Origin of the sequence: Nocardia aurea, from assembly GCF_003123685.1 — a bacterium.
Taxonomy (GTDB): Bacteria; Actinomycetota; Actinomycetes; order Mycobacteriales; family Mycobacteriaceae; genus Nocardia; species Nocardia aurea.
This window is the reverse complement of the sequence record NZ_QCYJ01000053.1, coordinates 1-7,762: the sequence shown is the minus strand read 5'-3', so window position 1 is coordinate 7,762 and position 7,762 is coordinate 1. Positions and strand designations below refer to the sequence as shown.

Annotated in this window: 8 protein-coding genes; all 8 read right to left on the bottom strand. The window is 66.2% G+C overall.

What is annotated here, in order from left to right; all coding sequences use genetic code 11:
• Nucleotides 1-383 precede the first annotated feature (383 nt).
• Nucleotides 384-2,036 carry a long-chain fatty acid--CoA ligase gene (locus DAT37_RS12580; RefSeq protein ID WP_109524944.1) on the bottom strand — a complete coding sequence of 551 codons (1,653 nt, stop codon included), beginning with the start codon at nt 2,034-2,036 and terminating at the stop codon, nt 384-386.
• Nucleotides 2,037-2,048: 12 nt separating this feature from the next.
• The gene (locus tag DAT37_RS12575; protein WP_109524943.1) at nt 2,049-3,251 is read right to left on the bottom strand and encodes a cytochrome P450; all 1,203 of its coding nucleotides are present in this window, start codon (nt 3,249-3,251) and stop codon (nt 2,049-2,051) included.
• 11 nt (nt 3,252-3,262) lie between these two features.
• Complete coding sequence (locus DAT37_RS12570; protein WP_109524942.1) at nt 3,263-4,180, bottom strand: PDR/VanB family oxidoreductase; 918 nt, start codon at nt 4,178-4,180, stop codon at nt 3,263-3,265.
• Between the two features lie 88 nt (nt 4,181-4,268).
• Nucleotides 4,269-4,463: a hypothetical protein gene (locus tag DAT37_RS44080; protein ID WP_157978464.1), complete on the bottom strand. Its 195-nt coding sequence runs from the start codon at nt 4,461-4,463 to the stop codon at nt 4,269-4,271.
• Nucleotides 4,464-4,482: 19 nt separating this feature from the next.
• Complete coding sequence (gene dapA, locus DAT37_RS12565; protein ID WP_109524941.1) at nt 4,483-5,397, bottom strand: 4-hydroxy-tetrahydrodipicolinate synthase; 915 nt, start codon at nt 5,395-5,397, stop codon at nt 4,483-4,485.
• Entirely contained in the window at nt 5,394-6,329 is a 936-nt protein-coding gene (locus DAT37_RS12560) for an ornithine cyclodeaminase family protein (protein ID WP_109524940.1), read from the bottom strand. The genes dapA and DAT37_RS12560 overlap by 4 nt, the downstream gene beginning before the upstream one ends.
• Entirely contained in the window at nt 6,326-7,114 is a 789-nt protein-coding gene (locus DAT37_RS12555; protein ID WP_109524939.1) for a fumarylacetoacetate hydrolase family protein, read from the bottom strand. The genes DAT37_RS12560 and DAT37_RS12555 overlap by 4 nt, the downstream gene beginning before the upstream one ends.
• A gap of 3 nt (nt 7,115-7,117) precedes the next feature.
• On the bottom strand, nt 7,118-7,762 hold a 645-nt coding region (locus tag DAT37_RS12550), incomplete at its 5' end, for an NAD-dependent epimerase/dehydratase family protein (RefSeq protein WP_157978463.1).

Sequence of the window (7,762 nt, the reverse complement as noted above, 5' to 3'; positions counted from 1 at the left end):
CTCGTTGATGTAGCTGCGGTTCAACGCCTTGAATTCGCGGCTGGTGAGGATCAGCCGCAAGGTCCTGGGCTTCTCTCCCTGCCGGAGGCCGCGCCCCGCTCCCAAGGCAGCCATGATGGCGGAGCGGGTGCTTGCTGCCTACGAGACCCATTTCCATGAGCATCGCTCGCGTCGCTCCCTGAGCCAGGCCGCTCCGTTATGAAGCCCTCCCCGATCCTGTCGAGGGCGATGTCAAGGTCAGCGGAAGTGACCGTCTCGGTGGGCTGATACACGAATACGCGCCAACCGAGTAGGGTTCCGGGCGCTGGCGTTTCGGTGATGAGCATGAGGACCCTTGTGGGGTGCTGCGCGCGGGTGGTGGATGCTTGGCTGGGTCGCCTGAGTCAGGTGTTGGTCGGGTGGAGATGTTCGACTGTGAGGTGCCCGGCGGCGTGCTGGGCGCGCAGGACCTTCTTGTCGAACTTGCCGACGGAGGTTTTCGGTACTTCGTCGATATATGCCCATTGTTCGGGTACCTGCCAGCGAGCGACGTGGTCGGCGAGGTAGCCGCGTAGTTCGGCGGGGGTGGCGGTGTGCCCGGCGGTGAGGACGACTACGGCCAGGGGGCGTTCGCCCCATTTGTCATCGGGGACGCCGATGACAGCGGCTTCGGCGACGGCGGGGTGCCCGGCGAGCAGTCCTTCCAGTTCGACCGACGAGATCCATTCACCGCCGGATTTGATGATGTCCTTTGCGCGGTCGGTGAGGGTGAGGTAGCCGTCGCTGCTGAGGCGGCCGACGTCGCCGGTGCGCAGCCAGCCGTCGAGGAACTTCTCTGGGTCCGGTTCGGTGTCGCCGTGGTAGGTGGCGGTGACCCACGGGCCTTTGACGAGGAGTTCACCGACAGTCGTGTCGTCCCATGGCAATTCGCGACCGGCGTCATCGATGAGTTTGGCTTCGACCGGTCCCAACAGCCTGCCCTGTGTGAGGCGGTAGCGCGTGGCTTCGTCCCCACTGGTGTGGGCCGGCGGCCGGGATACGGTGCCCAATGGTGACATCTCGGTCATACCCCAGCCTTGCACCATGGTGATGTTGTGACGCTGGGCGAACCCGTCGAGCAGGGAGGCTGGCATCGCGGATCCGCCGACGATGGCCTCCCGCAACGGCAGTGGTTCGCGGGGTGGGTGCCGGTCGAGATGATGCAGCAGCCCGGTCCACACGGTGGGCACAGCCGCGCCCTTCGTCGCTTTGGCGGCGGTGATGAATCGCGCGAGGGGTTCGGGACCGAGGTGGCGGTCGGGCATCGCGAGGCTGGCGCCGGTGAGGAACGCGCTGTAAGGCAACCCCCATGCCAGGACGTGGAACTGGGGTACGACAGCGAGGACGGTGTCTCGCGCGGAGAGGTCGAATGCATCGGGTAGGGAGCTGGCCAGCGCGTGGAGATAGATCGAGCGATGGCTGTAGACGACACCCTTAGGTCGGCCCGTGGTGCCGGAGGTGTAGCACACTGCGGCAGGGCTTGTTTCGTCGACGTCAGGCCAGGAATAGGCGACCGGCTGCCCGTCGAGCAGTGCGTCGTAGTGGTGAACGGGCACGCCGGGGACGTCCAGGGGCGTGATGTCGTGGGTGCCGTTGACGATGACACATTCAATGGTGGTCAGCTCGGGCAGGATCGCGGCGAAAGCGTCGACGAGGCTGTGGTCGACGATGACGACCTTGTCCTTGGCATGGTCGACGATGTAGGCGATCTGATCGCCGGTGAGGCGAATGTTGAGCGGGTGCAGGACCGCGCCCATCGCTGGGACCGCGAAGTAGGCTTCGACGTGTTGCTGGTTGTTCCACATGAAGGTGGCGACTCGGTCGCCGCTGCGAACTCCGAGTGCGCGGAGCGCGTTCGCGAGCCGGGCGGCATTGACGGCGATGTCAGCGAAGTCGACGCGGGCCGGCTGGTCGCGCGCGGGGTCGGCGGTGATGATCTGGCTGCCCCCGTGGACGGTGGCGCCGTGGTCGAGGAGCCGCCGAATCTGTAGTCCGACGTTCTGCATGGTGCTGTGCATAGGTGGGTGTTCCTAGTGTTCGCGGAGAAGTCGGACGCGGAGCTGTTGCGCGCCGCGGAACATCCATCCGCGTACCTCGACTGGATGGTCAGGGTCGAGGGTGATGCCGGGGTAGGTCGCGAACAGCTCCTCGAGGGCGATGCGGGCGATCTGTGGGGCGAATGCGCTGCCGGAGCAGGCGTGGCGTCCGGTGCCGAACGCCAGGTGTGGGTGGGTGGGTCGGTCGAGGTCGAACTCGAGGGGCGAGTCGAATTCGGCGTCGTCCCGGTTGGCTGAGCCGTATGACAGCCAGACGGTGTCGCCGCGCTTGATGGGAGCGCCGGCGACTTCGATGTCGCTGACCGAGACACGCGCAGCACCGCTGAACAGCGGTGACATCCAGCGCAGACCTTCCGCGATGGCTTTCGGCAGCAGTGATGGATCGGCGGTGACGCGCCGGAGTTGCTCGGGCCGAGTGGTCAGGCCGAGGAAAGTGGAGCCGCAGGCGTGTCCGGGTTCCTGTAGCCCGCCGAGCAGAATGATGAGCAATGAGGGGAAGAGACTCTCGATGTCGCGGGGCCGGCCTGCGGGCATACCGTCGTGCATCCAGTGCGATATCGCGGACTCGTCCGGTGTGACGGCCAACCGTTCCACCATGGCGGTTACGGTCGTGCGTATGTCGGCCTTGGCGGCGTCCCCTGGCCCGAAAGCGTTCGGATCGGCGACGCCGTGTGCGGCGCTGTAGGCCAGGTCGTGGAACCACCGCAAGAGTTGATCGGTTGGGACGTCGGTGAATCCGAATCGGTCGGCGACGCATCGGACGCTGACCGGTTCGAAGTACTCGGCGATGAGTTCGGCGTGATCCCGTCCATCGAGGGTGTCCAGCTGGGTCCGCGCAACGGTCCGAAGGCTGGTCTCGAGGATCTGCCGGAACGCGCGTGGACGCAGCGGCGGGTCGATGACCGATCGCAGCCGTCGGTGGGTGTCGCCTTCAGCGCCGAGGACGTTGGGTTGACCGAAAAGGCGGTCGTGGCCAGGGCTGGTGCCACCGTGGAAGTTCTCGGCGTCCTGGGCGATCTGTTGACAGTGCTGCCAGCTGGTGGCGACCCAGGCATTGAGCAGAGGAATCCATGCAACGGGTTGCTCACTACGCAGCCTGGCGAATATCGTGTCGGCGTCGCGATCGAGCTCGTCTGGTGTCAGGCTGTGCAGCCACGAGTGGGTGTCGGTGGACATCGTTGGTCTCCTTAGAGATCGAGAGTGAGCAGCGTGGTCAGCGACCGCGAGCAGCAGATCATCATGGTTGTGCTCTCACGGCGTTCGTCGTCGGTGAGTACGGTGTCGCGGTGGTCGACGAGGCCACCGAGAACCGTGGTTTCGCACGTACCGCAGGTGCCCGTTCTGCATGAGGACAGCACAGTGATACCGGCCTGTTCGACCACGTCGAGGACGGATCGGTCGGGTGGCACGGTCAGGGTCAAGTTGGCGCGGGCCAAGTGGATGTCGAACGTGGCGCCTCCCGCGGGTGGGGCGCTACAGAACCGTTCGATGTGCAAGGTCCCCGGTGGCCAGCCTGTGGCGTGGCGGCCTACCGCGTTCAGTAGCGGCTCGGGGCCGCAGCAGTACACCAGGGTCCCGGCCGGCAAGTCGGAGAAGGTACGGTCCAGCGGCAGCAGGCCGTGTTCGTCCTCGGGATGGATGTGTACGCGGTCACCATAGGCGCTGAGTTCGTCGAGGAAGGCCATCGAAGTGCGACGGCGTCCGCCGTAAAGCAGCCTCCAGTCGGCACCGTGCTGATGAGCGTGCCGGATCATCGGCAGTATCGGGGTGATGCCAATGCCGCCGACGACGAACAGGTAACGGTCAGCGGCCTGCAGCGGGAAGTTGTTGCGCGGTCGGCTGACGGTCACAGTTGTGCCCGGGGTCAGGTGTCGGTGGATGTAGCTCGAACCGCCGCGCCCGTTTCGGTCATGAAGTACGGCGATGCGCCACATCCGGTCGTCGCCGTCGGTGAGCGAGTAGCAGCGTGACAACCCGGGAGCGGCCTCGACCTCGATATGCGCGCCGGGCGTCCACGGCGGCAGCTGAGCCCCGGTGGGGTCGGCGAGCTCGAGAACGGCGACATCGGCGGCAGCGGGGTACTTGCCGGTGACGACGACCTCCATTATCGAAACCTCCGGGTCTGAGCTGTTGGGCACGGCAGTCTGCGGCGGCACCGAGCCCGAGGGCCGTCTGCGTGGCGGGAGTCACAGGTCATGGCTGGCTCGACGACCACTCGGGGGTGATCACCGTCAAAGCGCGCCGTACCGCGTCGTAATCGGCGTGGCAGATTTCGGCAATCTCGATTTCGAGCAAGCCGTCGTCGGAACTTGATGGCGGCAGCGGGAATTCGGAGGGGGTTAGTGTTCGGGGTGCGTGGGGCACCACGCATGGCGACGTCGCCAGCATGGTGGGTCCTTTCTCGCGTTCAGTTCATCAGTTCCTGGCTGCTGTCGAGCAGTGCCTGGATCCGGGTGAGCCCTTCTTCGGTAGGGGTGATCAGCGGTGGCCGCACCGTGGGCGAGGAGATGCGGCCGTATTGGTGCAGCACCCATTTCGCGGGAGCGGGATTGGTTTCGACGAAGAGCAAATCCACCAGGGGATGCAGGGCGTAGTGCAGCTGACGTGCGGTGTCGTGGTCTCCGCTTGTCCATGCCTCATACATGCGGGCGACCGCGGTCGGGGCGAGGTTGGTCACAGCGCTGATGAAGCCGCGCCCGCCGAGGGCGAGCAGGGGGAGCCCGAGAAGTTCGATGCCCGACCAGACAAGCAACTCGGTTCCGGCCTGGTGCAGCACGCGGGAGAAGTGTGCGAAATCGTGGGTGGTTTCCTTGATTCCCACCACGTTGTCGATGTCGCGGAACAACCGTGCCACGGTCTCGGGCGCGATGTCGACTGCGGTGCGCGAGGGCACGTTGTAGATGACGATCGGCAGGTCCGGGAACTCCTTGGCGATGGTGGAGTACCACCGGTAGAGCGCTTCTTGGGTTGGTCGCGCGTAGTACGGGGTGATGATCAGCGCGGCGTCAGCTCCCACGTCTCGGGCCGCGGCGGTGAGTTCCATCGTCGCGTCCAGGGTCGCCGCCCCGGTTCCCGGCATGAAGGGCACGCTGTCGGCGATCTCGCCGGCGGCGGCTGTGATGGCGGTAATGCGCTCGGCGATGGTTTGTGCCGACGGTTCGCCGGTGGATCCGCCGAGTGAGATGCCGTGGGAGCCGCTGTCGAGCTGCCAGCGCACCAGGGCGCGCAACGAGTCCAGGTCCAGATCGCCGTCGTCGGTGAACGGGGTCACCAGCGGCGCGATCGACCCTGTGATGGTGCGAGGATCGCTGCGGAATTTCATGGGGTGGCACTCCTCTCCAGGCCGATTCGGCGGGCGACGACCGTGGCGGCGGCCAGGTCCGACAACCCCATTCCCAGCCCTTTGAACACCGTCAGCGACGGGCACCGTGGCCGTCGGGCTGTCCCGGAGGCCAGCTCACCGAGCGTTCGCACTGCCGAGAAGTCATCTCCGCAGAACTCCCTCAGTTCGCGTGACGCGTGACGGGCGCTGTCCAGGTTGTCCACGGCGATCAGCTCAGCGTCGGCCAGCAGGCTCGGATCGAACTCGGCGTTGGCCGGCAGGATCGCGCCCACCGCATTGAGATGGGCGCCCCGGCAGAGATGTTCGCGCCGCAGGAACGGTTCACGCGCACGGGTGATCGTGGTGACGATCGGTGCGTCACGGGTGGCCTGATCGAGGGAATCCGCGCTGAGAGTCTTGATGCCCAAGGTGTCCTCGACCGCGCGAGCGAACGCGGCTCGCCGCTCGGGATTCGGACTCCAGACCCGCACCCTCCGCAGCGGGCGAACCAGGTTGACCGCTTCGACCTGCCGCAGAGCCTGCCGTCCGCTGCCGAGTATGGCGAGGTCGTCCGCCTCGACGTCGGCCATCAAGCGAGTGGCCAGTCCGGTGATCGCCGCGGTGCGCATCGCTCCCAATGCCCCGGCCGACATCGTGGCCAGAACCTGTCCGGTCGTGGTGTCGAACAAGGTGAGCACCGCACTTGCGCCGGCGGGTGTGTTGACCCACGTCTTGAAGGCCAGCAGTCCATCGGCGGTGTCGAGCGCGCCCAGGGCATGACCACTGCTCGATGGCTCCCACGTGGTCATCGTTTTGGCTATGTTGGCGGCCTGCCCGGTCGTTTCACGTTCGACTGCGGCGCAGACGGCGTCGATGACCTCGGCGAGCGAGGCCAGCTCGGCGACCTGGGCTTCCGACAATGACGCGGTCATGGCGCGGGCTCCTCGACAACCTGGTTGCGGAGGGTGCCGATACCGGTGACCTCGACCTCGACGATGTCACCGGCGGCGAGGTAGTGCGGTGGGCTCTTTCGGTGCCCGATACCGGCCGGTGTGCCGGTGGCGATCACGTCACCCGGTGAGAGCGGCGTGAAGGTGCTGACGTAGGCGATGAGCTCGGCGACGGGGAATGTCAGGTTGGCGGTCGTGTCTTCCTGGACCACGGTGCCGTTGACCAGGGTGCGGATCTTCAGGTCACTGCCGTCGCCGACCTCGTCGGGGGTGACCAGCCACGGCCCGCACGAGCCGGTGGCGGGCCAGTTCTTCCCGGCGGTCGCCTGGGTGGAGTGTTGCTGCCACTCGCGGACACTGTTGTCGGCGAAGCAGGTGAATCCGGTGACGTAGTCGAGTGCCCGGTGCGGCGGCACGCGCCGCGCCGGGCGTCCGATGACGACCGCAACCTCCCCTTCCCAGTCGAAACCGTCGCTGTCGGCAGGGTGGAGGATGGGGGCGCCGTGCCCGACGACGCTGTCGGGGAACCGCGTGAACAGGGTCGGCTTCGTGGGAAGTTCCGCGCCCGTTTCCCGGGCGTGGGGTGCGTAGTTGAATCCGACACAGATGATCTTGGCGTGGGTGCCGATCGGCGGCAGCAGTGTGATGTCGCCGAGCCGGTGCCGTATCGCAGTGAACGGACCTCCGCTCAGTTCCACGACATCGTCACCGTCGACGACACCGTTTGCTTCGACACCCTCGTCGGTGCGGAATCGCGCTATTCTCACTGCTCACCAAGAACTTTCAGTCGAATGCGCCTGCGGTTTCAGGCCGAGCTTGTCCAACGAGTCGACGTAGTCGGCGACCCCGGCCTCGAGGTCGTACTCCGGCGCGTAACCCAGGTCCTGTTCGGCGCGGCTGATATCCATGACGCAGTGGACCGGTCCGATGCCGAGGAACTCGAATCCGGGTCCGATGTCGATCGCCGCCTGCGGGAACCGGGTGCGGACGGCCGTGGCGAAGTCGTGCAGTGTCGCCGGTCGGCCGGTGCCGATGTTGTATACCCACGAATTCGGTTGCGCGGTGCATGCTTTCGCCACTGCCTGGGCGACATCCTTGGTGTACATCATGTCGTCGCCCTGATCGCCGCCGAAGGTGACGGTGGTGGGCTCGCCGAGCATGGCGTTCTCGATGATCCGGCTGTGCAGCCCGATCGGGCCGTGGCGGGCCTTCTTTCCGGGACCGTAGATGAGGCCGAAGCGCAGCGCGACGAACTCGACACCGTATCGGTCGGCGTAGACCTGGCCGGCTTCCTCGCTGAGGATCTTCGAGGCGCCGTAGGCTCGCAGGCCCGGTGTAGGCCCACGCGGATAGTCCTCGGGGACCGGACGGTAATCGGGATGAGCGTATTCGCCGACGATCGGCGCGTAGACCGC